At 56.7% G+C, this 26050-nt stretch carries 28 protein-coding genes and 1 tRNA gene; 15 read left to right on the top strand and 14 right to left on the bottom strand.

The window, feature by feature from the left end; all coding sequences use genetic code 11:
- Window positions 1-65: 65 nt before the first annotated feature.
- The gene (gene acnA / locus QEV83_RS14025; protein WP_280128333.1) at window positions 66-2792 is read right to left on the bottom strand and encodes an aconitate hydratase AcnA; all 2727 of its coding nucleotides are present in this window, start codon (window positions 2790-2792) and stop codon (window positions 66-68) included.
- Window positions 2793-2927: 135 nt separating this feature from the next.
- Between acnA and ccmA the strand changes: the two genes are divergently transcribed.
- From ccmA to QEV83_RS14010, 3 genes are all read left to right on the top strand, one after another.
- The gene (gene ccmA / locus QEV83_RS14020) at window positions 2928-3533 is read left to right on the top strand and encodes a heme ABC exporter ATP-binding protein CcmA (protein WP_280128332.1); all 606 of its coding nucleotides are present in this window, start codon (window positions 2928-2930) and stop codon (window positions 3531-3533) included.
- Window positions 3530-4234 carry a heme exporter protein CcmB gene (gene ccmB / locus QEV83_RS14015; protein ID WP_280128331.1) on the top strand — a complete coding sequence of 235 codons (705 nt, stop codon included), beginning with the start codon at window positions 3530-3532 and terminating at the stop codon, window positions 4232-4234. Before ccmA ends, ccmB begins: the two co-directional genes overlap by 4 nt.
- A 96-nt stretch (window positions 4235-4330) precedes the next feature.
- On the top strand, window positions 4331-4603 hold the full coding sequence (locus QEV83_RS14010; RefSeq protein ID WP_280128330.1) for a hypothetical protein: 273 nt from the start codon (window positions 4331-4333) through the stop codon (window positions 4601-4603).
- Window positions 4604-4618: 15 nt separating this feature from the next.
- On the opposite strand, the gene QEV83_RS14005 is transcribed toward QEV83_RS14010, so the two are convergent.
- From QEV83_RS14005 to QEV83_RS13995, 3 genes are all read right to left on the bottom strand, one after another.
- On the bottom strand, window positions 4619-5185 hold the full coding sequence (locus QEV83_RS14005; RefSeq protein WP_280128329.1) for a nucleoside deaminase: 567 nt from the start codon (window positions 5183-5185) through the stop codon (window positions 4619-4621).
- A 22-nt stretch (window positions 5186-5207) separates the two neighbouring features.
- The gene (locus tag QEV83_RS14000) at window positions 5208-5705 is read right to left on the bottom strand and encodes a DUF2165 domain-containing protein (protein ID WP_280128328.1); all 498 of its coding nucleotides are present in this window, start codon (window positions 5703-5705) and stop codon (window positions 5208-5210) included.
- Between the two features lie 139 nt (window positions 5706-5844).
- Window positions 5845-6150, bottom strand: a complete 306-nt coding sequence (locus QEV83_RS13995; protein WP_280131066.1) for a hypothetical protein — start codon at window positions 6148-6150, stop codon at window positions 5845-5847.
- Between the two features lie 189 nt (window positions 6151-6339).
- Between QEV83_RS13995 and QEV83_RS13990 the strand changes: the two genes are divergently transcribed.
- Window positions 6340-7050: an HAD-IA family hydrolase gene (locus QEV83_RS13990; RefSeq protein ID WP_280131065.1), complete on the top strand. Its 711-nt coding sequence runs from the start codon at window positions 6340-6342 to the stop codon at window positions 7048-7050.
- Between the two features lie 69 nt (window positions 7051-7119).
- Window positions 7120-7194 (top strand) — tRNA-Val (locus tag QEV83_RS13985).
- A gap of 242 nt (window positions 7195-7436) precedes the next feature.
- Here QEV83_RS13985 and QEV83_RS13980 read toward each other — a convergent pair.
- Together QEV83_RS13980 and QEV83_RS13975 are read right to left on the bottom strand one after the other, a co-directional pair.
- Window positions 7437-8531 carry a Fic family protein gene (locus tag QEV83_RS13980; protein ID WP_280128327.1) on the bottom strand — a complete coding sequence of 365 codons (1095 nt, stop codon included), beginning with the start codon at window positions 8529-8531 and terminating at the stop codon, window positions 7437-7439.
- Window positions 8532-8858: 327 nt separating this feature from the next.
- Window positions 8859-9191: a Rha family transcriptional regulator gene (locus QEV83_RS13975; RefSeq protein ID WP_280128326.1), complete on the bottom strand. Its 333-nt coding sequence runs from the start codon at window positions 9189-9191 to the stop codon at window positions 8859-8861.
- A gap of 17 nt (window positions 9192-9208) precedes the next feature.
- Between QEV83_RS13975 and QEV83_RS13970 the strand changes: the two genes are divergently transcribed.
- A complete protein-coding gene (locus QEV83_RS13970; protein WP_280128325.1) occupies window positions 9209-9778 on the top strand; it encodes a hypothetical protein in 570 nt (189 codons plus the stop codon).
- A gap of 29 nt (window positions 9779-9807) precedes the next feature.
- On the opposite strand, the gene QEV83_RS13965 is transcribed toward QEV83_RS13970, so the two are convergent.
- Window positions 9808-9969 carry a hypothetical protein gene (locus tag QEV83_RS13965; RefSeq protein WP_280128324.1) on the bottom strand — a complete coding sequence of 54 codons (162 nt, stop codon included), beginning with the start codon at window positions 9967-9969 and terminating at the stop codon, window positions 9808-9810.
- A gap of 1030 nt (window positions 9970-10999) precedes the next feature.
- Between QEV83_RS13965 and QEV83_RS13960 the strand changes: the two genes are divergently transcribed.
- Both QEV83_RS13960 and QEV83_RS13955 read left to right on the top strand, forming a co-directional pair.
- The gene (locus tag QEV83_RS13960; protein ID WP_280128323.1) at window positions 11000-11692 is read left to right on the top strand and encodes a helix-turn-helix transcriptional regulator; all 693 of its coding nucleotides are present in this window, start codon (window positions 11000-11002) and stop codon (window positions 11690-11692) included.
- 393 nt (window positions 11693-12085) lie between these two features.
- The gene (locus QEV83_RS13955) at window positions 12086-12376 is read left to right on the top strand and encodes a hypothetical protein (RefSeq protein ID WP_280128322.1); all 291 of its coding nucleotides are present in this window, start codon (window positions 12086-12088) and stop codon (window positions 12374-12376) included.
- Between the two features lie 13 nt (window positions 12377-12389).
- On the opposite strand, the gene QEV83_RS13950 is transcribed toward QEV83_RS13955, so the two are convergent.
- Entirely contained in the window at window positions 12390-13562 is a 1173-nt protein-coding gene (locus QEV83_RS13950) for a DUF3095 domain-containing protein (protein WP_280128321.1), read from the bottom strand.
- A gap of 765 nt (window positions 13563-14327) precedes the next feature.
- Here QEV83_RS13950 and QEV83_RS13945 point away from each other — a divergent pair.
- From QEV83_RS13945 to smbP, 3 genes are all read left to right on the top strand, one after another.
- Window positions 14328-14684, top strand: a complete 357-nt coding sequence (locus QEV83_RS13945) for a hypothetical protein (protein ID WP_280128320.1) — start codon at window positions 14328-14330, stop codon at window positions 14682-14684.
- A 520-nt stretch (window positions 14685-15204) separates the two neighbouring features.
- On the top strand, window positions 15205-15354 hold the full coding sequence (locus QEV83_RS13940; RefSeq protein ID WP_280128319.1) for a hypothetical protein: 150 nt from the start codon (window positions 15205-15207) through the stop codon (window positions 15352-15354).
- Between the two features lie 159 nt (window positions 15355-15513).
- The gene (gene smbP, locus QEV83_RS13935) at window positions 15514-15852 is read left to right on the top strand and encodes a small metal-binding protein SmbP (RefSeq protein WP_280128318.1); all 339 of its coding nucleotides are present in this window, start codon (window positions 15514-15516) and stop codon (window positions 15850-15852) included.
- Window positions 15853-16428: 576 nt separating this feature from the next.
- Here smbP and QEV83_RS13930 read toward each other — a convergent pair.
- Entirely contained in the window at window positions 16429-16728 is a 300-nt protein-coding gene (locus tag QEV83_RS13930; protein ID WP_280128317.1) for a helix-turn-helix transcriptional regulator, read from the bottom strand.
- 84 nt (window positions 16729-16812) lie between these two features.
- On the bottom strand, window positions 16813-17226 hold the full coding sequence (locus QEV83_RS13925) for an XRE family transcriptional regulator (protein ID WP_280128316.1): 414 nt from the start codon (window positions 17224-17226) through the stop codon (window positions 16813-16815).
- 108 nt (window positions 17227-17334) lie between these two features.
- Here QEV83_RS13925 and QEV83_RS13920 point away from each other — a divergent pair, with 108 nt between their 5' ends.
- Both QEV83_RS13920 and QEV83_RS13915 read left to right on the top strand, forming a co-directional pair.
- Window positions 17335-17544 (top strand): hypothetical protein, encoded by a 210-nt coding sequence (locus QEV83_RS13920; RefSeq protein ID WP_280128315.1) that lies wholly within the window; start codon window positions 17335-17337, stop codon window positions 17542-17544.
- A 151-nt stretch (window positions 17545-17695) separates the two neighbouring features.
- Window positions 17696-18445 (top strand): hypothetical protein, encoded by a 750-nt coding sequence (locus tag QEV83_RS13915; RefSeq protein WP_280128314.1) that lies wholly within the window; start codon window positions 17696-17698, stop codon window positions 18443-18445.
- Between the two features lie 49 nt (window positions 18446-18494).
- On the opposite strand, the gene QEV83_RS13910 is transcribed toward QEV83_RS13915, so the two are convergent.
- Window positions 18495-19412 carry a hypothetical protein gene (locus tag QEV83_RS13910; protein ID WP_280128313.1) on the bottom strand — a complete coding sequence of 306 codons (918 nt, stop codon included), beginning with the start codon at window positions 19410-19412 and terminating at the stop codon, window positions 18495-18497.
- A 513-nt stretch (window positions 19413-19925) separates the two neighbouring features.
- Between QEV83_RS13910 and QEV83_RS13905 the strand changes: the two genes are divergently transcribed.
- Together QEV83_RS13905 and QEV83_RS13900 are read left to right on the top strand one after the other, a co-directional pair.
- Window positions 19926-21302 (top strand): NAD(P)/FAD-dependent oxidoreductase, encoded by a 1377-nt coding sequence (locus QEV83_RS13905; protein WP_280128312.1) that lies wholly within the window; start codon window positions 19926-19928, stop codon window positions 21300-21302.
- Window positions 21303-21537: 235 nt separating this feature from the next.
- Entirely contained in the window at window positions 21538-21828 is a 291-nt protein-coding gene (locus QEV83_RS13900; protein ID WP_280128311.1) for a hypothetical protein, read from the top strand.
- Window positions 21829-21981: 153 nt separating this feature from the next.
- Here the strand turns inward: QEV83_RS13900 and QEV83_RS13895 are convergent, their stop codons facing one another.
- Genes QEV83_RS13895 through QEV83_RS13885 form a run of 3 tightly spaced genes read right to left on the bottom strand, consistent with a single transcriptional unit; the run spans window position 21982 to window position 25593 of the window.
- Window positions 21982-22941 (bottom strand): hypothetical protein, encoded by a 960-nt coding sequence (locus QEV83_RS13895; protein WP_280128310.1) that lies wholly within the window; start codon window positions 22939-22941, stop codon window positions 21982-21984.
- Window positions 22934-24667: a hypothetical protein gene (locus tag QEV83_RS13890; protein ID WP_280128309.1), complete on the bottom strand. Its 1734-nt coding sequence runs from the start codon at window positions 24665-24667 to the stop codon at window positions 22934-22936. Before QEV83_RS13890 ends, QEV83_RS13895 begins: the two co-directional genes overlap by 8 nt.
- Entirely contained in the window at window positions 24664-25593 is a 930-nt protein-coding gene (locus tag QEV83_RS13885; RefSeq protein WP_280128308.1) for an SIR2 family protein, read from the bottom strand. The genes QEV83_RS13890 and QEV83_RS13885 overlap by 4 nt, the downstream gene beginning before the upstream one ends.
- Window positions 25594-26050: the final 457 nt, after the last annotated feature.

Here is a 26050-nt window from a genome sequence, read left to right as displayed (position 1 = left end):
CCATCAATGAACGTGCAACGGGAGCCGCGCGGCTCCCGTTATCACATTGAACAGCGGTTGGAAATTTAGGCGGCGGCGAGCTGGCGCAGCACGTAGGGAAGAATCCCGCCATTGTTGAAATAGATGAGTTCGTCCAGGGTCGCGATCCGGCAAAGCAGCGGTACTTTTTCCACACGTCCATCGGAAAAAGTGACCTCGGCCTCCATCATCTGGCGCGGCTTCAAAGTGGCGCCAAGGCCATGAATGGTGACCTGCTCGTCGCCCTTGAGGCCAAGGGATTTCCAGCTCGTGCCGGGTTCGAATGTCAGCGGGAGGACGCCCATGCCGACGAGATTCGAGCGGTGAATGCGCTCGAAGGATTCAGCGATGACGGCGCGGACCCCGAGCAATTTGGTGCCCTTAGCGGCCCAATCGCGCGACGAGCCATTGCCATATTCGGCGCCCGCGAAGACGACGAGAGGCACGCCCTCCGCTTCATATTTTACCGCCGCCTCGAAGATCGGCATTTCCGTGCCGTCCGGCCAATGTTTCGTCAGGCCGCCTTCCGGGACAAGGCCATTCTTTTGCAAGACGAAATTCTTAATCCTGATATTTGCAAAGGTGCCGCGCATCATGATCTCATGATTGCCGCGCCTTGTGCCATATTGGTTGAAATCCGCCTTCGAGATTTGCCGCTCAAGCAGATATTGCCCGGCTGGCGAGGCTTCCTTGATCGAACCGGCAGGCGAAATATGATCAGTGGTGATCTTGTCGCCAAAGAGCGCCAGGATGCGCGCATTCTCGATGTCCCGGACCGGCTCTGGCTCCATTTTCATGCCCACGAAATAGGGCGGGTTTTGCACATAGGTCGAGCCGATATCCCATTTGTAGGTCTCGCCCGCCGGAGCTTTCACCTTGCGCCAATGCGTATCCCCATTGAACACGTCCGCGTAACGCGACTTGAACACTTTCTTCGTCACGAACTCTTCGATGATTTCGGTGATTTCTTCCTGCGACGGCCAGATATCCTTCAGATAAACGGGGTGGCCCTTTTTGTCATGACCGAGCGGTTCACTCGTCAGATCGATCGCGACGGTGCCCGCGAGTGCATGGGCGACGACGAGCGGCGGCGAGGCAAGATAGTTGGCCTGCACATCGGGGCTGACGCGGCCCTCGAAATTCCGGTTGCCGGAGAGAACAGCCGCGGCAATGATGCCATTGTCGTTGATGGTTTTCGAGATTTCGGGCGCCAAGGGGCCCGAGTTGCCGATGCAGGTCGTGCAGCCAAAGCCAACGAGATTGAAGCCGATCTTGTCGAGCGATTTCTGCAACCCAGAATTGGCAAGATATTCGGCAACCACTTGGCTTCCCGGCGCCAGAGATGTTTTCACCCAGGGTTTGACGCCAATTCCTTTGGCGATCGCGTTGCGGGCAAGCAAACCAGCGCCGATCAGCACATTGGGATTTGAGGTATTCGTGCAGGAGGTAATGGCGGCGATGACCACATCGCCATGCCCGAGATCGAAATTCTTTCCCTCGACCGGGTAGCGCTTGGCGATCTCGCCGGGTTTTTTATATTCGGTGTCGAGCGCGGCTTTGAATCCCGCGCCAACGGAGCCGAGCGCCACCCGCCCTTCGGGGCGTTTGGGACCGGCCATCGACGGCACAACACTCGCCAGATCGAGCACCAGTGTATCGGTGAAGACGGGATCAGGCGTTTTTTTGGTGCGGAACAATCCTTGCGCCTTCGCATAGGCCTCGACCAGTGCGACGCGGCTTGGGGTGCGGGCGGATGTCGCCAAATAGGCGATCGTTTCCGAATCGATGGGAAAGAAACCGCAGGTCGCGCCATATTCCGGCGCCATATTGGCGATCGTCGCGCGGTCGGCGAGCGACAGATGCTCAAGGCCGGGACCATAAAATTCGACGAATTTGCCGACCACGCCCTTTTGCCGCAACATCTGGGTGACGGTCAGCACGAGATCGGTCGCCGTGACGCCGGCGGCGAGCGACCCGGTCAGCTGGAAGCCGATGACCTCCGGCAGCAGCATCGAGAGCGGCTGACCGAGCATGCAGGCCTCGGCCTCGATTCCGCCGACGCCCCAGCCCAGCACGGCCAGCCCGTTGACCATGGTCGTATGCGAATCGGTACCAACGAGCGTATCAGGATAAGCAATCTCGACATTTTCGGCCTTGCCGCGCGGCGGCGCATATTTCTCTTTGCGGGTCCAAACGGTCTGGGCGAGATATTCGAGATTGACCTGGTGGCAAATCCCGGTGCCCGGCGGAACGACTCGGAAATTGTCGAATGATCCTTGGCCCCACTTCAAGAACCGGTAGCGTTCGCCGTTGCGGTCATATTCAAGATCGACGTTGGTTTTTAGCGCCTTGCTGTTGCCGAACGCATCGACGATAACCGAATGATCGATGACAAGATCGACCGGCACCAACGGATTGATCTTCTGCGGATCGCCGCCAAGTTTGGTCATCGCGTCGCGCATTGCCGCCAGATCGACGACCGCCGGCACGCCGGTGAAATCCTGCATCAAAACCCGGGCGGGCCGGAATGCAATTTCGCGCTCTTCCTTGCCTTTATTGGTGAGCCACGCCGCCACGCCCTCGATATCGCTCTTGGTCACGGTGCGGCCATCCTCGAAGCGCAGCAGATTCTCAAGCAAGATCTTCATTGAGAACGGCAGCGCCGACACGCCTTCAAGCCCATGTTTCTCCGCCGCTTTGAGTGAGAAATAATGGTAGGTCTTGGAGCCTACCGTGAGTTTTTTGCGGCTTTTGAAACTGTCGAGCGAGGTCATCGGAATTTTCCCGGGGGTCTGATCTGAAAAAGGGGAGGCTGTTTCGGTTTATAAATAATTTTATCGCCGAGAGCTACACGGATGATAGATGAAAACGCCCATTCGGTGAGATCGGCCGCCCACGGTTTAATCATCATGCGACTTTCCGCCTCAAATCTTACCGCCGAACGGGGCGACCGTATCATTTTTGCGAACCTGTCATTTGCGCTCGAAGCCGGGGAATGTCTGACCGTCACCGGACCCAATGGCGCTGGAAAGTCTACACTCCTGCGTGTGCTTGCCGGGCTTTTGCCGCGCCTTGGGGGTGAGATCTCGCTCACACCAGCAACAGATGTGACGATTGCCGAACAGGTTCATTACGTGGGGCATGCCGATGCCCTGAAGGGCCTGCTCACCGCATCCGAAAACTTGCAATTTCTAGGCCCGATGCTCGATGCCGGGCATGGCGGCCTGACGGCGGATGCAGCGCTTGCGGAATTTGGTCTGTCGCACATAGCCAATCTGCCCGCCGCCTATCTCTCGGCCGGGCAGAAACGGCGGGTGACACTCGCCAGGCTGCTCGCTATCAAACGTCCGCTCTGGCTTCTGGACGAGCCTCTCACCGCCCTCGATGCGGCGTCCCAGGCATTGATGGCGCGCCTCATGACGTCGCATTTGGCGCAAGGCGGCCTGATCGTCGCCGCAACCCATGCAAGGCTCGGCCTTCCAGGCCGCGACTTGCGGCTGGGGTCGCTCTCATGAAAAAGATGAGGGGAGTTCCGTCTCGTGCGACACCATCGCCGCTCTTCGCCCTCTTTCTCCGTGACATCAGGATCTCGCGGCGTCTTGGCGGCGGCACCAGCCTCGGCGTCGTTTTTTTTCTCATTCTCGTCACCTTGAGCGCGTTCGCGATCGGCCCTGATCTCGCACTTTTGGGGAAGATCGCCCCTGCTATTCTTTGGATTTCAGGTCTGCTCGCGACTTTGCTCGGGCTCGACAGGCTTTTTCAGGCCGATTACGAGGATGGTTCTCTGGATCTTCTTTTGACGAGCCGGACACCGCTGGAACTCATTGTTCTCGTGAAATGTCTTGCGCATTGGATATTGACCGGCCTGCCGCTCGCCGCCGCCACCCCCTTTTTCGGCCTGATGCTCAATCTGCCCACCAGCCAGCTTTGGAGTGTCACCCTCTCACTGCTCGCTGGAACCCCCGCCCTGACCTTGATCGGGGCAATCGGCGCGGCCCTGACGGTGAGCCTGCGGCGCGGCGGGCTTTTGCTGGCAATTCTGATTTTGCCGCTGTGCGTGCCGGTGCTGATCTTCGGCGTCGCGGCGGCGGCGGCCGGCCCAGCTTCGCCGGTCCCCTTCGCAACGCCTTTTTTGATTCTTTGCGCTCTGACCCTCATGACCATCGCAGGCGCGCCATTCGCAGCGGCTTTCGCATTGCGGCAAGCAGGCACATGACCGGGATGACACTGGCCGCACGCAAATTTGAGTGCGGACGGCAACGGATTTTAAAAAATTTGCAGACTTTTCGTAAGCATGCGCTAGAAAGTAACCATGAAAATCCTGTTCGCCCTTTGCTTGTCTGGTGCCCTCATTGCTGGGAGCGCCGCCGCGTCCAATCTCCCCGGCACGGGAGACTATAAAGTCAGTCAGGCCGAGGCATGCCAGGCAGGTTGCAAAGCCAACGCGGACGCTTGCCGGGCGCAATGCTCGGACCCCGAAGAGCAAGAGCAATGCATCGTCGATTGCGATCGCGCCTTGTGCAAGGAGAATTGCGAAAAATTCGAATATGTCTGCAAGCAGCGCTGTGAGAAACCCGGAGGCTGAGAGCCTTGCTCCCTCTCACTTCGAAAACAAGGCCAGTGCCTCCGAGGCAAGCACGCCGCCGGTGATGCCAATCGCAGCGAAAGGGGTGGCCTCGGCGATCACGCGGCTGGTCAGCATGATCTGACCGATTTTGGTGGCCAGCTCCTCGATCGAGGCGCCGAAGACCACCCGGCCAATACCGCACCAAACAATGGCGCCCATGCACATGGGACAAGGCTCCCCCGACGTATAGAGAGTCGTCCCCTTGAGTTCCTCGGCGGGGCTCGAGGCGACGAACCGGCGGATCGCCACCATTTCCCCATGCGCCGTCGGATCATTGGTGGTCTTGCCTAGATTCCGGCCCATCGCGGCAACTTTGCCGTCGCGCACGATGACTGCGCCAAAAGGAAAGTCCGCTTTTGCGGCCTCGGCGATCGCCAGCCGCATGAAATCCTCGTCGCCCGGAATAGGCGGCATCCGCACTGCTTCCCCCCTCACACGGCCCGCACCCGCGGCGGCCCCAGCGAGACCCGCGCCGAGCAGCGCCAGGGCTTTGCGCCTGTCCCCGCCAGGCGGAGGCTTTGCGCAACCATCCCCGCTCATCGCTTCCCTCTCGTGTTCCGCGTCATGCCAAGTCTTCGTCCTTCAGCGAAATGAAAATCAGCACGCCCAGCATCGTGATCAGCACACGGAATGCGCTTGGCACGGCATCGAGATCGTGCGCCTGCCACATGCCGAACCATTCGCCGCCGACGGCAACGAACCCGGCCTCATAAAGCAGGAACCCAAGCGTCAGCCCCGCGACCGCCTTGGTTTTGGCGGCTTGAAAGAGCGGCGGCTTGGCCTGGAGTTGCCGGATCATCGAAACAGCGCCGGAAAGACAGAGTGCCGCGACCGCGGCCTCCGCCGCGATGATCAAGATATAGCTGGCATGATGCAGAAGGGGCGATGTCAGCGCGCGCCAATGGATGTGCGAGGCGGCGGGCACCTCGTCCATGTCGAGGACTTCGGTGACGAATACGAAGTTGGTCCAATAGTCCGTCACATTGCCAAAGGCGACCAGCGCAACATCGAACCCGACGGCGGCGACACAGAAAATCTTGGCAAGGCGTATGGCAAGCATCCTAATCCCCTCCACCGACGCCTCTGACCCTATTTACCGCCTGAAAGAAGAACAACCGCGAAATAAGCGGCTGTGCGCGGGCTCTTGTAGCGATCATTCGATTTTATCGACGAGAGGCGAAGCACGTTCCATTCACCTCTTAACGCGCCTGCGGCGTGCAGACGACGGTGTCGTTCAAGACATAACAAATCGACATCATGCCGGTGCGCAGATCGACCCGGAACACACCCCCTTCCCGCTCGTGGTGCGAGGCGACGAGCGCATAGTCGCCCGGCGCCTGGGCGCCAGCGCCTTCCCCGGGCGGATAACAGAGGGTGACGCCGACGGCGGAGGTCTCCTTCAATCCATATTGACAGGCGCCAATTTCCCCGGTCGCCCGGTCGAGTCGATAGACGCGGTTGAGATCGGTTTCCGGCGCTGCGAGAAATTCATAATTCGCCGCCATGGCGCCGTGAACCGTCGCCAGCAAGAGCAGACCCGCGCCAGAGACGCCCGCGCGAGGCGGGAGGTTTTGCAAAAAACCCATGATGCCGACTCTCCCCATGCGATCCAAAGCTGATTCGATGGCTGTTCCTTTATACGCAAGAGAGGCAATTAAGCGAGAGGGGAGCCGGGGGCCGCGACCTTGACCGCAATGGCTTTGCAGCCTATTTCCTTCGCAATGCAGCAAATACGCCCCTCTCCGCTTCTCGTCTTCGATCTCGACGGAACTCTCGCCGACACCGCTTGCGACCTCGTCTCGACGTTGAATGTGATCCTGGCGCGGGAAGGGCTCTCCGGAGTCGACTTCGCACAAGCACGCGCGATGGTCGGCGGCGGCGCCAAACTTTTGATCGAACGCGGGCTTTTGGCGCATGGCATCACTGTCAGCGAAACCCGCGCTGCCGAACTACTGGCCGATTTTCTCGCCTATTACGAGGCCCATATCGCGGATGCGACGGCTCTGTTCCCCGGCGTCTCCGAGGCTCTCGACCGTTTCGAAGCCGCGGGGTTTGCATTTGCCGTCTGCACCAACAAGGTTGAACATCCGTCCATCCTCTTGCTGAACGCGCTTGGCATTGCGGGCCGGTTCCGGGCGATCTGCGGCAAGGATACATTCGCGGTCAGCAAGCCCGACGGCGGCGCCTTGCTGCACACCATCGCACGTGCGGGCGGCGACCGCGGCCGGACGGTCATGATCGGCGATTCGAAAACCGATATCGATACCGCGCGCGATGCCGGGGTGCCGGTCGTCGCGGTCAATTTCGGCTATACGAGCGAACCGGTCGATACCTTCAAGCCTGACCGGGTGATCGGCCACTATCACGAATTATGGGACGCGGTGGAGGCGCTGGGGGTCGCCTAGCCGGAATACACCTTGACTTGAAACGGCTTGCTTTCATAAAGGGCTGCCACGGAAGCCAGAAGGCAGGGCGGGCGCGTAGCTCAGCGGGAGAGCACTCCCTTCACACGGGAGGGGTCACAGGTTCAATCCCTGTCGCGCCCACCAGCCAATGTATTGAATTTAGGAGACTTTACACTGAGCCGCACGATGCGTCTCGGCTTCCTGAGTTTTCGGGGAAGCATGGGGGAAGCAGAAAGCGGAAATTCGGCAAAGCACCCAGAGCGCCCTCGTGATCCGGCTCAACTCGCGAAACTTATTGTAGACATCACAACAGGCGAATTTTCTGACGTTGATCAAGAAACGAGGGCTTCAAAAGAAGGCCATCAGCCTAAACACAAAAGGCGCGATCAAACTGGCAAAGAAAGCTGTCTGGCTTCCTCCAGGAGGAGCGCTCCGCGCTCTTCCTGAGCTTCGCGGATTTGAGCCTCGCGTTCACCCTTACGGGATCGAGGAAGAAAAGACAGGATTTGCTCATTCGTCGCTCGCAAGCCATCCTTATTTTTCTCTAATAGACCCAAAGTTTCCAATTCATTTATATCACGCGACAAGGTTTTAGCTGTTTTGCCAGCATAGGCTTCTGCAAGTTCTGGAGTTAAGCGGCGTACTTCGGACCTCGGTATGAATCCGAGCCTTCCCGTCAAGGCTAAAATTAACTTTAGTTGGCGTCTATCCGCGATGCTTTCGCGCCCGTGGAATTTCTCGTGCACGTAGTTTGTCCATGCGACGAGCCACTGTTCGTGCTTCACTATTCTAAGTTGGTTCCTTAGCTCATCTACAAATCCCACAGTCGCGTAGAGTAAGAAATTTCTAATATCTCCTCCGTTTTTTGAAGCCTCATCTAATCTTCTATAGTAATCAGATCGGGTTTTATTATAGAAATTACTAAGCAGATGCGCGGCAGCCGAAGGCGTTCCTGCCTCCATCAGGAATCGAACTTCGAGCAATCTAGCTGTGCGGCCATTGCCGTCTCCAAATGGATGTATCCAAACAAGGTATAAGTGAGCCACGATTGATTTAAGAATGCCAGATATAACGCGATCATTTTCGTCTGGTGGGTTAAAGGTATCGCTGTTGAGCCACTGGCAAAGACGTTCAACGAGGTAGGGGGCTTCCTGCCACGGGGCGCCGCGGTAACCAGATACTCCTATATCGGTCTTTACGTATTCCCCCGGAACTACATGGCTATCCACCTCAAGGCCATCAAGTATCATTCGGTTATATGTTTTTATATCCTCATGTGTAACGGGGCTAGGCCCATCTTGTTCAATTCGTAATACAATAAGATTAGTAGCATCAAGTATATTTTCAATTTCTTTCTTTAAATAACCTTGGGACTTTGGTAATTCGCTTTTCCTTTCTACAATCGCAATCGCTTCCTTTTCCGTAAGGGTATTCCCTTCAATGGCGGCCGTAGCCAAAACTCCCTTTGCGAGATTGATCAAGTGCAGCTGTCTCGCAATCTCTGGCTTTAGAGCAACTCCAGATAGGTGCTGACATTTTGATAGAGCCTCACCGAGCGCTATCCATAGCTTGGCTGGCGCGGTCGCTAAATCGAGGTCGAATCGAATCCACGGGTGAGTCCGCTCATATGTCCTCAATTATGTCCCCTTATATATAACATTTTTTTGTTGTTTTTCATATACATACAGATTTCGACTTGATTTTTGTCCGATCACATGACGCCATCTTTGACACAAGCGAAGGCGGTTGGCAAGTCCCATGAATAAACGGTAGTGTCTCAGTTTGATTGTGGCAATTCGTGGAGCATGTCAGAGCGCCTCCGCGCCTGTGAAGCGCATGGTGACGAGTGAGCAGGCTTTGCGGGTCAGCAGGAAATATCTCACCGGCTTGTTGGCGCGGGGGTCAAATTCGCTCATTTCGACAAACCCGGCTCCTGAAAAATCAGGAACCAAGGATTTCAATAGGTTATCGATCGCCCGCAAAACGTGGTCATGCAGCTTGCCGAACCTTGCCGCGATCTCTCGGCTGTCGGCGACGGGCTGACCGTCTGATTTCAGTGTGGGTTGATGCGTCCGTGCGGTGCCCGAGGAAGGGAAAGATGATAGTGCTTGGCGCCATCTTAGGGAACTGATCTCGATCATTGAACAGGAAGGCTAAGATGACCATCCGCAACCGCAAAGACGACTCGGCCATTGCCCGGCGACGCGGCAAGCAGATTTACCTCGAACTTTCGGTCGCCTTGCGCGGCACCAAATTTAAGGTCACTCTGCCAAGCGTCCGGGACACCCTGGCCCGCGAGGGGCTGCCCGCCTATAACATCCGAACTCTCGAAAAGTGGCGACGCGCCGACCAATGGGACGCCTTTGTCGCGTCCGGCGCCACCGCCCTGCCCGTTCCATCTATTGACCAGGCGACCGTGACGCTGGAAGATCTGGAGACCGGCGTTGCGCGTGGCCTCGATCTTTTCGTCCAGACGACATCGACGCTTGCCACTCGCCTTTCCAAATTGGCCGATGACGAGTCGTCACTCCCGCAGATCATCGAATGCCTGCCGACGCTGACCAGGGTCATGAACGAAACGCTGGCCTTACGCCGTCAAATCCTCGATGATCGGGTGATAGAAACAATCGACATCAAGGCCACCAGGCCGCTGGCGCTCGAAGGTCCGCCGCAATCCCCCTTTTCCGCGACGCTGGATGAGATGCGCGCGAAGCTCGACAATCTCTGAGCACGCAAGCGACAAATTGTCGTTTGCGTCTAACCTTCGTCCCGTACCTTGGCCAATTCGTCGATTACCGGCGTCGCCCGTGACAGCAAATGGTTGAGATCGTTCAGAAGAGCCGCTTCACGTTGCCGTTCGGCCTTTCTGGCCTCATTCTCGTATCGGGAGACGCCGCAAGCGAGATAATCGAGAAGCATATTGAGGGATCAACTACTTAGAGGATGATTTCGGCGATTTTGGCAGCGAACGAACTTGCGGCGAAAAAATTCTTTGCGCTTATATGCAAAATGCTTACGCGCCATATCTTGACTATATGCAATTTGCATATGTGGGGTTGGGTTTTGCATGAGGATGAACTCGCCCCGCGCAGACGCTGTCAAAGCGTTGTCTAGCGCGGTCTTCGTTTAAGCCTCTTTGCGGTTTCCAGCACTGCATCCCGCTGCGCTTGCGCGGGGCCAAGGCGTTGGCCGCATCGGAATCAACCGATCGGGTCATCGTCTCCCCGCCCCGACGCATTGACGCGTTTCAAGACCGGCCTGGTGCGCATCAGCTCATTCGGCGATGGCAGTAAGAGTTGGACGCCGGTCGTCATTGGCCACACGACCATCAGCAAGGCCATAAATCCTGGCGGTAATGCCACATTCATAAGGAATACTAACTGGTCTTATTTATTACTGTTGACGGAAATAATCAGTAGGTCAAATTAAGCTATCGCTGTAGCTTTGAACTGGTTCACGCCGGCTCAACACGTGTTTCATTTCGCTATGCTTAAGTCGTTTGGGCTTGGGTGCTTCATGATCGGGACGTCTAAGGAGATTTTTACCGCCAGGAGTGCGTGGTTGGCCGCGATGGCTTCCCATGAGATGCCGTGGATCGAAGTGACCGGACTTTGGCTCCAATATTTGGAACTCGCGGATCCTGGGAGAGCACCGAAAATCCGTAAAATCTTGGAGTGTGCCGAGCGGGGCGCAGCCAAGACGGCCGACGAGTTGTTCCCGGCTGCGGTGTCCTTTAGGCGATCGATCCCACGGCCACTGGAACCGCTGCCTGCAACTCCTTCGACTCCGTTACACAGTGGCGCCGATCAAAATCTCCCAATTGAGTGATGCGCTGTTGGCAGTCATCCGCAATATCTTAATGTTCGCCAGTTGCGCATTTTTTGCCTGGGGTTATAAAAATGAAGGATTTCCGAAATCGTTAGTTCTCTCATTTCAGGGTGGTAATGCGATGACCACGTTTGATATGAATTCCGAAGCTTGCGACTTGCCCGACGAAGCAGAGCGGCTTCTCGCCTCCTTTACTCAGCGCTTGATCGAGATCGCCGCCGTCTCGGGAACGCGTGGATCGGACACTTCCCCGACCTCTGTGCTTAATGCCATGCGGCTTCCCGCGATCGCCCTCGACCGGCACGGAATTGCTGTCGATACGAACAGCGCGGCGGAGTCTGTTTTCGACCAGAATATTAAGATCAAGGATCGTCGGCTGTTCGTTCGCGATCCGGACTCACGAACTCTTATCAAGCAAGCCATCGATCAGTTGTGCGGTCCGCCCCAACCAAATGTTTTGGTAGCAGAGCCTGTTGTGGTACCGCGCCTGGACAAATTACCGATCATCGTTCGGATTTGGCCGTTCGAGGGGCCAGAGCATCCGCCAGCACAGGACGTGCATGTGCTTTTGACATTGAATGCCTTGGGCTCCAGGCCGGGGCCGCCAGAGGCAATCCTCGCCAAGACATTCCGTCTTACGCCTTCGGAAGCCAAACTCGCCTGTGTCATCGCGCGCGGCGCACCTCCCTACATCGCCGCCCGCGAATTGAAAATTTCGCGCGAGACGGCGCGCAATCAGTTGAAATCCGTGTTTGCCAAGACCGATACGCACCGGCAGAGCGAGCTCGTCGCGCTGCTGTTGCAGGTCGAGTAACAGGCCAGCGCTCGGAGCGAACAACCGCCCGTCGAACGCCGCACTGTTAGTGAATTCGCGGCGAGAGTTTACCATTTTCCTCCCATTCGCGAAGAGCCCGGATCAACTTCGATGTGCTGGGTGGAAGCACGTCACCGGCAACCCAATTCGTGAACCGCTCAGATGCCGCCTTGTTCGAGCGAAAGGCCAGCTTATAGAACGCCGATTCGTTGACGAACCAAACCTCTTGTTCTCGGCCAGGAGTCCCCAAATTACGGAGCCCTTTCCAAGCCTCTGGAATTGCAGCGAGAGTTCGCGCGCCGTCCGTGATGCTATTCGATCGATGTGGGGGGAGTGATGATCGTGACTGGAATCTATTGACAGTGAATGAGGTCGTGGGCGAATAATTTGTTTATGTCGTACCCAGACCCGAACGAGCCGCCGGACCGCACGCCGATCCAAATCGGTGAGGTCTGGGAAAACCCCATCACACGCGAGCGCGCGACGACCATCGAGCTTCCCCACCAGAACCCCGCGGGTCGCGCGACGGCAGGGCTTACTGCGCTCGTCGGGGCGCAAGTTCTAGGCGAACACCGCCATCCCGCTCTTGTCGAGCGTTTCACCGTGCTTGAGGGCGAACTGACCGTGAAGCTCGACGGACGAACAAGCCGTCGTCGGATCAACATCGTGCCGATGTCACCATGATTGGCGTAGGTGTTCAAGTCTCATCTAGTGCGGTCATTTCTTTCAGCGCCGTTGCCGCCGACGAATAGCCTCCGCGTGCGCCATCAATAAAGTGGACGTGATTGCTGTCGGTGGCGGAGGGCGTGAAGCAAGTCATCACCGCAGCGTCCTGGCGGTGCAGTCCGTAGCGGACCGTTCCAGCCGATGCCGCAGCAACAAGGCGTCTCTCGATTTCACCGACGAGGTCGGGCGTGCAATCGAGGATCATGCGCAAGCCATCGGCAAATTTACGGAAATCAGAATTCTCGACCACTTGCTGCAGATAAGTCATCGGCACGAAGCTGCCCACACGAATGCCGTATCGCAAAATAAAATAATAGATAAAGGTCCGCACAAGGACAGCGCTCCGCCGCACGAACAGCGGCACTTCAGCGTTGCGCGCGGCGCGCGCCTCAAGTTCAGCACCAGCCGCCGGCCAACGCATCCGGAGGCCGGCAAGTGAGACAGGATTGGACATGTCCGGGCTCTTGGCGATGACCGCGACGATGTCATCGATGGCCGCACGGAAAGCGTCGGGGTCGGCGCCGCGGGCCGGCACGATAAGCAGCGAAAGGACCACTCCACGCGCAGCCGGCATTTCCTCGAACCGGCACGACAGGCCGGTGAGATCCGGACGAATGCCCGGCGGCGCGGGAACAACCGCGAACCCACCTCGCCGCATAGTGCCATCGGCCCACTCCAAGCCGCCACCCGAGAACATCGCGTAGGTGACATTTGGAGATGGCGAGAAACGAGCCACACGTACATCGACGCCTTGCGCGCGGATACACGCGACCGGAACCAGCGCGGCCTTCATGACGAGGTCAAGATCGTTCTTCACCCATGCCGTGGTGGCCGCAAGGGCGTCACGCGCGAGCTTTAGGTCCCGCGGCGGTACGGCGAAACTCGCCCCGTCGCCGCCGAACACGTATGGGAAGTCGCTGCCGTCCAGCGCATTTTTGAGCGCCGCAATAACGGCGGCGCCGGCCATGTTCACGGCCTTGTATTGATTCTCGCGAATGGCCTTGGTCGACTGTACTATATCGGCAATGCCGATCGACCAATTATTCGGTAGCGGCTTATAGAGGGCCGGATCCATCAGGCTCCCGAATCTGTCGAAGATCGGAATGCTCTCATAGAATTGATCTGCCTCGTTGCTCTCACTCATTGCTCGAGTTGGCATTCCCACGGTCATCCGCTTTTCTGTTCAATAGCCTGAGGCACTCAAAGCCAGGATGTCTAAATTCAACGCCCTTAGGACGTTCGTCGCCGAGCTATCAGCTCAAAAATCGTCAAACCGAGACAAATAATTATGTCAGTGCCACGTGTGCTCTTCATCCAACTCCCGATGAATTTGAGCGCCGCAGGCACAGCGGTCTTGTCGCCAGGAGCGATCAGTCGCCGACCCACGCCGGATAACCGATTTTGCATTGCCCCCTTCGAAACTTAGTTTGGAGCGCGACACAGTTTGAAGTGCAACATAGCCTCATCCGGCCCTGGTCCGAGATACTGAAGCTTTGCAACTTCAGCATCTTTGGTCTGGACCGGATGGGCTCACATCTTGCAAAATCCGAAGGACCCAATCACTAATTTGGGTCGCCCTCGTCTCATTGCGGGAGCGTAAGAGGTGCCGACGACTTGCCGGAATTCTTTTGGTCGGAGGGTGATTCTTCCGAGGGCGTACCGCACGCCCCCAACGACAAAGCAAAAACCGCAAATAGCAGTGCTAACAAGCTGCGCATGGGTTACCTCCCTTTCCAATTTGGCGAGCGAACCGAACTTGGTCCCGTCGCACCTTCAGCGTATCCGAGCCCACGGTTTTTGTCGATGTCGTGGATTGGGCGAGGACGGTGGCGAGCGTTCGGCTATCCGATTTTGACCGCGGCCTGATTCTGGAGTTCATGGGTTGCGGACTGAACTGGAGGGCACAACCATGGATGTCAAAAAGTTCTTCGCCGACCTAATCGCCAGGTTCACGAAGCCTGCTGATCCGCCGCCTTCGGCGCCAGTTGTGAACGTCGATGCTGCCCACGAAGCCGGCCGGAATGCGGGATATGAGGCCGGCCACGCTGAAGGGTACGAGGTCGGCAGAAAGGCGGGATACGAAGATGGCCACGCTGAGGGCTACGAGGTCGGCAGCAATGCTGAAGGGTACGAGGCCGGCTACAAAAAGGGCTACGACGAGGGCTTCCAAATAGGTTTTGAGGACAAGACACAGCAGGAACCACCACCACCACTGGAACAGCCATCGCAACCGGAACCGCCGGCGGAGGAACCTCAATCGAGCTAGGGCGAGCGCCCAATCGGGAGAGTGTCAAGCGATGGCTGTGGCCGATCGGTGAGGCGGCCGATCCGCATTTCTGTGCGCCGCGGGGAGTACCCCCCGCGTTTCAGGTCAACGAGATGCATAATGTTAGCACGTTGGAGCGCCAAACGGGCAAGCACGTCTCTGTATTCCGTTGCACCATAGGGAGAAGTTTCAGTCCGCATTCCCTTGTCCCTTCTTCAGATAGCCGAGTTTTTACTCGGAACGGGTCTTCGGGGGCCAAGAGACGTATCTGAACGCAAGACTATTGTCGAGACGAAGGATTGGGAAGGGCCGAGCTTCGAAATGTGCGCCACCTATTTAGCTTCAATCTCCTCGGAACATTAGGGGTGGGGGAACGTTTCTAATCGGGGTGTCAGGCACGCGGCGGCGATAGGCTCTGCCAATAAGCGCCGCCGCTTAGGGTTAAGGCTTCACCGCGCCGTAGAGCGCATTTGTGACGCTGAGACGCTTACCCCTTTAGAGCACAACAGGGAGGTCTTCCATGTCCATGGTAAGTATCATAGCGCTTGCCGCCCTCATTGGCGCGTTTCTTTTCCTGCTCCTCAGTCTCCGCGTTCCCCCTTTATACGGACCGCCGGAGAAAAACAGCGGGGCCGAAGGGGAACAGCACGATAGCCAGAAACCTCGCTAGCGGAAGCGAGCGTCCGCGTTTCCTGGGCGGGACGAACCATTGGCTTTGTGTCCCAGATGTTGCCAACCATCGGCGTTTGGGGCGGTTCGCTACCATCAGCCTCACCGCGCAAAACGGCGAGGCTGTCGAGAAGCAATAAATCAACCGGAGGATTCGTCGATGTCCCGTAGATTCTTTGTCGCTATGTTGGGCTTTGCCCTCGCTCTCTTTCTGATGCCGCAGGTTTCGCTGGCTGAGGAAGATCACATCGCCGAGGCCATCACACACACCAAGCAGGCCATTGACCATGGCAAGCAAGGCCATGCCGATGTCCTGGAAACTCACGCCGACGCGGCGCTCATCCACGCGGAGGCCGGTGAAAAGGCCAAGGCAAATCCCCACACCGAAGAAGCCATCACACATCTGAAACAAGCAATCGACGAGGGCAAAAAGGGCAATGCCCAGATGGCTACGACTCACGCCGAAGCTGCGCTAACCCATTTGGAACAGGTCAAGTAGGATTAGATGCGGCCGCTGCAATCTCGATGAGCTTCTGCCGAGTCGTACGCTTGCAGATGCGCGGAGGGCGGCCGCATTACCCGCCAAATATACACGGCGCGCGGCCCGAGAGCGGGCAGTCTGAAATATGGGAGGATTGACAAGCGGTTGGTGGATTGGCTCATTAAATGATATTCTTTGCATATGGATGCATGGATTGTCGCCGTTGTCACAGCGTCATCTAGAGGCTGCCCTCCGATCGCTACCTTATTCGTAGCTGAAGGAAGTGACCAGCAGGCGGTAGAGGCTGCTGTCCGAAAACAAATTACGGCTCCAATTCACAGTATCGAGATGTCTTCATTGTCGCCAGAGATAGCCCTGGCTTTTAAGTTAAGACCAGCAGAAGTGCGGCGGCTTCCATGCCAAACAGCCTGAGCGCCCCACCTCGCGTTATCTCATCAATGAACTCGCAGCAGTCATTCGCCACAGCGAAGCTAAAATCGCCGCGCTCTAAAAAAATGAATTTGCAGCTTCCGCAATCTTTACGAGCGCACCTGCGAAGTTGCAGCGATTGTTACGGCGGTCCTCATCGCGTGGCTATTCATCATTCTCGCTTGTCAGCTTCTCCACCGGAATTGACGCGGCCGAATCGCCCCTCAGAGTCTTCCTCAATCTTACGCCCGGCTCGTCTCCATTGGAGAATTCGATACCTGCCAATTCCAGAACGGCACAAACGGCGGCAATGTTGTTGAATAGCCCTACAGGCTCGCCGAATTTTGCTTCCATCCTCATTAAGGTTGGAGTCGAGATTTTAGCCTTGCTGGCAAGCTCCCCTTGCGACAACCCGAGGAGAGCCCGTGCCGCAGCTATTTGCCGACCGGAGATTTCTTCCGTCATTTCAAAAATCCTTTTTCCTTAAGCCATTCCATAATGATCTTTTGAGCCAACGCTGCAACGGGGCGCGCGATGCGGGGCATGCCGCTAATTTGAGCGGTCGTGTCTGATCCGTTTACGGCGGGCTTTGAGCTTAGCCACCTTATCTTCGGCGACAGCTTTTATCATCGTGCTCATGGCGGCTTCGGGGCTGGGCGCCGTTGGCGTTGGTATGGAGGAAATTGTTTCTTCGAGCACGTCGATTTGCTTTGAGATTTCTTCGACGCTCTTTGCCCTCTTTTTAAGTCTCACACCCGGACCGCCGCCGTTCTCCGCGATGAACTCGACGCCAGCCTTTTCGAGGGCGCGCTGCATCACTTCAAGAGTCGCGCGCTGCGGCACTGACTTTTCATTTTCGAAATTGCGGACCGTCACGACGCTAACGGCCGCCTCGCGGGCGAGATCATCTTGATTCCAGCGGACTAGGCCTCGCCCGGCACGGCATTGAGCAGGAGTTATCATGGCCAGTTCATAGCCGTAATTGACTAAAAACGCAAGCTATGTCGAAAAACGCTTGACTTATCACTTTCGTAAAAGCACAATCATGTCGTTTTTAGATAGGAGTAGGGCATGGCGCGAACACTCACCAAGCACGTCGCGAGACGGCAGGAGCAGACTTTCACGGATTGGTTCGCGGAACTTCGCGAGCTGGTGGGCGACCGATGGCCCGATGTCGCGGACCAGGCACCGACCGTCTACGCGGTCTGGGGCGGCGGTGCGACGCCGCAGCAGGCCCTCTACATGGTCGGGCTCATTCTCCCGCTCAAGGTAGCGGCATAACGAGCGGGGCCTGCAGGCGTGTAACCCGCTTGCAAGCCCCTAACCATCGGAACACCGGAAATGTTCAACAATGGCTACAGCGAGACGGCCGAGCTCGACGCTCTCGACCGCCTCTAACCAAGCCGAATGGAAAGGAAACAAAGCATTCGACTTGGCTGATGACGATCTTATCACGCGCGCAGAGCCGCGTAACCAGAGAGAGGAACATACAATGAGCACGAAACCAGAGACAGCCGATACACCTTCCCGCCGCGCCATAATTGGCGCTCTTGCCGCAATCCCTGTTGTCAGTGTGCCAGCATTTGCTGGTGTTGCCAGCGCACCGCCGTTGCTTGGCCTCATAGACGCCCACCGCGCCGCGTACAACGCGTTCGACCGCGCGATAAGCCGGGAAAGCGAATTGGAAGAGGCGTACAAGGAAGCGTTTCCTCCAGAGGAAATGCCCTTTATCCAGAACTTGATTAGCGACGGCTGCGGCTGCGGCATGCAGCACGGCCTCGAACGCTCCAAGGAAATCATCGCAGGCAGCTATCAGCACCAGCGCAACGCCCTAACGCCCCTGTCTCGGATTGCTCCCGAGCTTGCCGAACAAGGCCGCGCGGCACTCGACGCCAAGGAAATAGAAAATATGGAGCTAGTCGACCGGCTCTTTGCGGACGAAGAGGCAAGGAAGGAGACCTTTGGACTTGCCGCCGCATCGCGCGTCAGGGATGCAGTCAGCAATGCCGAAGATGAAGCGTTGACCGCATTGTGCGCCTACCCATGCGAGACAATCGCCGAGGCGAGAATAAAGGCGGAGTACCTCGTATCTATGCCGACATTTTCAGACGGGCTGCCGGACCATCAAGTCGAAGCACTGCTGCTGTCGTTCCTCCCCCAAAGCGACAACGAGGCCACATGATCGAGCTGTTTAAAATCCAGGTGCTTGTCCACGCGGCCACGCTAGTAAATCAATCCTTCGGCGGAACCCATTCCAGTTCGCAATAGGTGCTCGGCTCTATCGAAATCTGGTCGTTGAATTTATTCGCATTCTCGACCAGAAGCTTTCTGGTTGCCTCGATCGCAGCATTCTTGCCATCACATTTTTCATAAATCACATCGATGCTTCGACGCATGGCCGGACCTTCGTCGAAGAATATTTCGATGACCGCATACCACGTGCCCTTGCCCGTTCGATGTCGGGCTTTGATTTCCCTCAGTCGATCGCATTCGTTAGCAAGGCCCATCCACAACGCAGTCTCTTCTCCAAATTCGGCCGTTCTTCGGGCTTCAAAAGCGAGGCCCTTCAACGCCGGTTCTTTGAGATCGGCGAGTTGCCACGCTATCAAACTAATTTTAGGTGCAATCTCCGAGAGGGAATTTTTGGCTTGCCATGTCAAAGGCGGTTTTTTAGGAGTTTTGCCATCAACCACCTCAACGTCTGACGAGGCTCCATTGAATGCCGGCCAAATGTCTGCGGAGATGCGATCTAGTTCCTCTTTTTTGATGTCCCAGCGGCTTTTGCTAAGAAACTCCCTGCGCTTGATTTCGGGTGTGAGGCTGACAACTTTTGAATTTTGTGGATTGTGGTCGAAAGCAAAGTTGAAAATGTCGCCGACTGAGTTTCGAAGACTTTCGTCGATGCGTCCTTCGCTGTCGAAACTCCAAATTTCTCCTTGAGCGTCCAAAATCCGAACGGGTTTTCCTCTATCGTTTTCAATGATCACTGTAGCAATCCGCTGAGTTGTGCCAGCATACTCTGGAATAGCGTCTTGTCCGACAGTAAGCCCGTCTCGGATGCGCCGCGGAACTCGCTTAAGAGCGCCGTTTTTATCAAAAATATATTGCCTACTGGTGATGCCCACGGTCGCACCTTCACCTGTCTGCAATCCACAAATGTCGCCCGATAGACGCCCTTATGCAGATTAGCCGGCAAGAAGGATTATACTAGATAGGCTGCGCCGACTCGACGCGTTTGGGCTACGCGCTAAACGGGCCGGGCGGCATATTGCGGTGTGAAGAGCTTCCCAATCGAGCTTTTTGGGAAGCATCCCGGCACAACTTAATAACTAAGTCATTGATTTTTATGGTGGGCACGCACGGGTGATGGTGCGCTCGGTATTTCGTCAAAACTTCGATAAAATCTCGACGGGCAGAATAATGAATAGCCAGCGCAACATGGCGCCCGCAAGCATCAAGACGAACATTCTGAATTTTGGCATGAACTCTAAACCACAAACTGAGGCGGCGTGAACCCAAGAACGTCACAACGCCGCGATGATGCTGATCGGGGAGGGTTTTATGTGCGATGGACGCCCCATATGCTGGGAAAAGGGTGGACGCTTAAGATCGTTCCGACTCGGCAGGAAACTGCTTCACGTGCCAGACTGGGAGCTTCCGAAATGCTAGAGACAGCGGCGAACGATCATAAGACCGGCGTGACTTCTGACCAGGCACACAAGGGAGACGCGACACTTTATGAAATCGTTATAGTCGGTGGTGGTGCTGCGGGACTGGAACTTGCTACGGGCCTAGGCAACACGCTCGCCAGCCGCAAGAAAGCTCGGATCACGCTCGTCGACAAATCGCGTGCGCATCTCTGGAAGCCGCTTCTCCATTCTGTAGCGGCTGGCAGCCTCGATTTCGACGAGCATGCACTCGATTACCTTGCCCAAGCGCATTGGCATCATTTTAACTATCGCTTTGGAGAGATGATCGGACTCGATCGCGCTCACAAGCAGCTCCAGCTTGCGGCGACACATGATGAGGAAGGCGTCGAGATTACCCCACCTAGATCATTACTTTATGACACGCTGGTCATCGCGATCGGCAGCATTACAAATGATTTCGGCACGCCAGGGGTAAGCAACTACGCTATTCCGCTCGAGACACCCGAACAGGCGGTGCGGTTCAACCATCGGCTCGTCAATGCATGTATTCGTGCCGATGCGCAGCCCGACCCAGTGCGTCCGGGACAGCTACACGTCGTCATCGTCGGCGGAGGCGCGACTGGAACCGAGCTGGCGGCGGAGCTCCATCGGACCACGCGCGAGGTTGTCGCCTTTGGCCTCGATCGCATCGATCCAGAAAGAGATATTCACATAACTCTAATCGAGGCTGCCGATCGAATCTTGCCCGCATTGCCACGGCGAATATCCGATGCAACGATCCAGCTATTGAAGAGCCTCCACGTCGATGTAAGGACGAACTCAAAAGTGACGGAGGTTCGCGCAGACGGTGTACAACTTGCTGATGGGGGCTTCATTCCTTCTGAACTTGTGATCTGGTCCGCCGGAGTGAAGGGGCCTGACGTCCTCGGTCGTATGGATGGCCTCGAGACCAACCGAATCGGCCAACTTGTCGTTACCCCGACTCTGCAGACGACGCGCGATCCCGACATTTTTGCGATAGGCGATTGTGCGGCGTGCCCTCAGCCAGGTGGCGCGGGGGACGTGCCACCGCGGGCTCAGGCCGCCCATCAAGAGGCATCGCATCTCGTCAAGCAGCTTCCTCGGCGGCTGAAGGCAGAGCCGTTGAACCCCTATGTCTATCGTGACTTTGGCTCACTGGTTTCGCTCGGCCGGTTCAGCACGGTCGGAAATCTGATGGGATTTCTTGTCGGCAAAAATTTCTTCATCGAAGGCTATTTTGCGCATTTGATGTATCGTTCGCTCTACAAGATGCACGAGGCTGCCTTGCACGGACTCGTGAATGTGATCCTCGGTACGATTGGCCGAACCTATCGCCGACGCAACGCGCCAGTAGTGAAGCTTCATTAGATCGCAGCAGGTAGTAAATTAAGCCCATTTTATTATCGAAGTAACGGTGCGCAACCTGACCTGCATGCATACTGCGGCGCAGTCGCGCGAGGAATTCGCAAAATCTAATCTGTTGGCGACCATTCCCGCAACGGCGGCGGGCGCATCACGGCTCTTCGCGATGTAATATCTGAGATTGAAACCGGACTCGGTTTGTTAGAGTGAATTGCGCCGCTTTGGCGCCGGGGATCGGAGAATGATCGGAAGACTTGCGAACGTGATTTATTGGATCGGGTGCGGGCTTGCCGCCACTTTGCTCTTGCTGACGGCAAGTACTGCCGTGGACCCGCAAACATGGCCGTCAATTCCGGATTATTCTGTTAAGGATGAGTGGTCACAAGCCTTTGATCTCGCTCCGTCCCCCGAGCAGGTTCGGGCCAAGTCTATGGCGGAGGACAACCGGTTTACTATGTTTTGCCTCGCGATCTCGGGTTGCGCGGCTTGGGGCATCGGTCGCGCTGCCCGCTATGTTCTTGCCGGGCAGTAATTATTGCGCTGGATAGGGCGCCTGCTCGCCCGTGGCTGGATTGATCAAAACCTTGTGCCCATCCGGGGCTTGGAAAAGCCGCCAAGTGGCGCCGCCATTGCAGGAAGAGAACTTCGAAGCGCTGGTGCGATCGTTCCTTGGCTGTGCCGAACGTTATCCGTGCTGCGAAGCGTAGGTCAATAGCCTCTGGAATTTCCGCGTATCGGCGAGCTGTGGATCAACCGCTTGCAGTCGCGCGAGAACTTTGCCAAGTGAAAAAACACTACTCGGTAGCGCTTCGCCAACAACCGCTGCAATCATATCTAGCATTTTCGGTGGCGCGGATTCATATAACCCATTGGGCGCGTCGGCGATGGAGAACACAGTCGTCTGCAAACGTGGATCATCCGGCTGAATGTAGGGGATAATGATGTCGCAAGCTTCCGGGAACGCGTCACCGCTCGCCCGAAGGATTTGAACGAGCTTGAACGTCACCTCTGGCGTCTGCAATTCCACATCGAGGGGCCAAATCGCCTGGAACACCGGCCCGACCACTGTCCGCCAGCGCACGAGCTTTTGCGCCGCCGTGGCCCGCTCCATTTCGATCGCCAAGCGATGGCCAACGCTGGAGAGCGCACTCATGCCGGCCCGGCGCAAGGCTGACCGCGCTTCCGTGGCCAGCAAGGGATAGTCCACACCATCAGCTTGGTTTGCGATGAGGATGGCCGTGAGCCATTCGGCAAATGCGCGAAGGTCTTCCGCCGATACGTCGCCGCGGCCAAAAATTTGCAGGAAAGGCTGCTTTACTAGGCCGAAGAGCTCCGGCGATCCAATGTAATCCGAGTATTTCCGCGCCGACCAGGCGTCAGCGGCATCCGGCGATGACCAATCAAAGACAGGAATGAGCCGCGACTTCGTCCAATTGGGTGCATGGTCGAAAAGGTAAGGCACATCGGCGGCGAGTCGAACCCGAGCTAGAAGTCCCGTAGTTCCGGGTGCATCGATGAGCCGATCCAGGCGTGTAATCACATCATCGGGCAGCTCGCCTCCGTCTCCCTTCGTGACTTTTTTTATCAGCACTTTTGCCAGCTGTCCGGGGGGAGCGTTCAAAGCGTTGTTATACAAGTCACGCATTGTCGGTCTCTGCGGATTCGATCAATGTCGCATCGGCGATACGGTCCCACAGTGGCCAGAGCAGTGAGTCGGAAAGTGTCTCGGTATGCCCGTCTAGCCACGACGACGCTGCAACGGCAATCTTGTCAAAGCTGTCCTGAGGCCACTGAAGAAGCCGCTGCGCGATTTTCAGCTCGGTGTCAGCATCTGAATACGCCTTTTGCGACCAGAGCAATTGTTCCCAATACCCTGGGGACCAATCGCCGTTCGTTGCGGCGGCATTCAAGCCACGTAACGCTCGGTCAGGATCGCTGAGGCAAAGTCCTTGCCAGCTATCCCCCTCCATGAAGCTTGCCGCAGCAGTAATTCTCCTCGCTTCGACGACAAGTTCGCTGTCCATCACGCCCTTCAGCCTGTCAGTATCACCGCCGAGGTCGTGTGTGCGGCTTTCGTGCCAGATGTGAAACCCGGCTTGTTCTGCGGGTTTTGGTAGCCATTGCGGCCAGCGGGTACGAATGTCAGCTAAAAGACTCTCTGCTTCGGGACCGATGTCGAAGCCGTTCCTCTCCATGTCGGAAAGGATGTCAAAACGGCTGCGATCGATGTGATGGTCGGTATCAGAGCCCTCCCGGAACCAGTCGCGTGGCGGTCCTTCGCAGAGCCGATAAAGAATCGTTCTCTGTTTCTCAGCAGGGAAATCCTTCCACCGCTCTCGGATCAACCGGTAAACCTCGACGCTTGAGTTCGTAAGTAACAACTCTCCGGATGGCAAGCCAATTAACATATCGGCTCCAACCTCTCCCGGTGCAGCCAAATTCGTGAAAGCGAACATAGCCAGCCGTCGCATGAGGCGGAACGAGCTGTCACGCCAACATTCCGCCATCGAAATCGCCCGGGAGGGGGATTTCGATGCAAGTCGCGTCCAGATTTCAGCCATCACCCGGACGATCACTTGGAATCCTGAGCGGTATTCATTCTGACGATGCCACGCAACTGAAGGGACGTCGGTATCCGAGGCGCTGTAGCCTTCGTTGCTTTCAACACCGACGTCGGTCGCGTCGGCCAAAGCCGCATTCAGAGCGGTCGTTAATTGCAAAAGAAGATTCTCGTCGGCTTCTTCCGTGACGCGGCTGGGCCACGCTGCGACAACATCATCCGACGACATACTGTCTTCGACTTCGTAGTCGATCGACATCAGGTCGGAGGGTCGCTCCGGCGTTTTAACCCCGATGTCTCTCCAAGACAGGCGCTTACCGATCTTGGGCCTCGGGCGCAGCGCGTTTGCCAGCCGCTCCAGTACAGCAACTGAATGGTTACCTCGCTTAAGCTGGGGCTCAATTTCGAACCATTCATTCTGGGCTAGCCCCTGCTTTGACGCTCTCATATGGCGTATGATTAGTTCCCAACTCTTCGTGAACAGCGATGGCAAATTCGCCGCTTGCGCGTTTAGCCGATACTCGAGACGATTCGCAGTTTCCAGCCCGAAAAAGTGAATATTGGCAACTACATCACGCACAGCATCAGCGTCCGCGAAATTGCGTTCGATCCACGCGATCAACTGCCCTTCGTTTTGGATGAGCTTCATCTCCGAGAGAATGGGCAGCCACGCCAATGACGGATTGGCCTCGGACAGCGTCGCGGAGAGGTCTCCTCCCGACAGGAAGAAACGCAGCTGTTCACGCTCGAACGGCGTGGCGTCTGCTGGCGTTTTTTTCCGGAACGCTTTTGGTTCAACTTGATCTGTCAATGGCCAGCTCCCGACGCCGTTCCTAAAATTTCCTGAACACGCGCACGTTTGTAATCGAGAGGTCGAGCAGCGTAGCGCGCCCATTCGGAAAGCGTGGCGTAGATTGCATCGTGGTTGGCAAACTCAATGGGTTTGATCCCCTTCGCCTTCCACACGGATGCGGATTCCGCCGTGCCTATATCCATTGCATAAATGTCATGGAGATCGCGAAAGCGGTCACGGTCGGCGTCAAGCGTCTCAAGAAGCAATCGCATCGCGGCGTCTTCCGCTCCGTACCCGACCAGCACCAATGTGCCGAGGCGCATGCGATCCTCGATATAGCGCGATGCCCAACCGCTTCGCAAATAAGCATCGCCGAAGTCGGCACTGGTAATGATCAAGTCGGTGTGCTCCAAGTCCAATGTATCGTCGCCGATCCTTCCATGGAGATGTAGAATGCCATGGTCACGCTCTCCTCCGGCGCGTGGCATGGACACGCCAGCATAACTTGGCACATTGGTTATCCCACCTGCCCGCGCCGCCCGTTCAAATAGCGTGTCGAAGTTGGTTGTAAGCAAACGCGGTCGGCCGTCGACGTCTCTAGAAAGCTGGAGTAGCGCTAGATGGTCCGGAAATGCGATGGCTGGCGCGGCAAGAATTTCAGCAACCGCGTCACGCACACGCGACGACGTTCCTGGACGGTGGGTGCGCTTCTCTAGCGAGCGCAACGCCCGGTCATATTCCCTGCTGGCGAAGGCATTGCGCTCGGCGGGCTCATCATCAGGCGAATCCCCAAGCTGGGCATAGACTCTCTTGGTCAGCTCTTCAAACGATGGCAAGTTCACACGGAACGAAACGCCAGCGCCACAGAGGAAGGTCGCGCTGCCATTGGTGACAGCGCGGATGAGCTCGTCCGGAATATCCGCGCCTTTTTCGACAAACCTCATTGATCACCCTGACGCCATGCGCACTCATACAAGTATGGCGAGGTGCACAGGCCGGTCAACCGTCGAAGGCAGCAAGCTCGTCGATACGCCTAGCCAGGGCCGGGAATTCTAGCCCTGTCCGCCGCCGGACAAATTCAACCCCGTCACCCGCGCCGCATTGCGAGCAAATCCAGGTACCATGACCTTCCCGGTCGTCAAACCGGAAGCGGACTTTGCCGCCCCAGAAGGGGCATGGCACGGACGCATTCGACTCGCCTTCAGCGAAGCTGTTTAAAGCCGACTCATGGCACATTTTGAACCAAGATCACTGCAGGCGCAGCGAATCTCTGATCCCAAGCCATAGGGCGCCGGCGATGCCGGTCACGATCACTCCAACGATGGCCAGGAAGCCTTTGCGCTTCGATAAATCTGGTTGCCCAAAATTGAGCAACCAACGATTTCAATATGTTATCAATGG

The sequence above is a fragment of the Methylocapsa sp. D3K7 genome, from assembly GCF_029855125.1.
Classification (GTDB): domain Bacteria; phylum Pseudomonadota; class Alphaproteobacteria; order Rhizobiales; family Beijerinckiaceae; genus Methylocapsa.
Note: the sequence above shows the minus strand (reverse complement) of the source record. Positions and strands in the feature narration are given on the sequence as shown.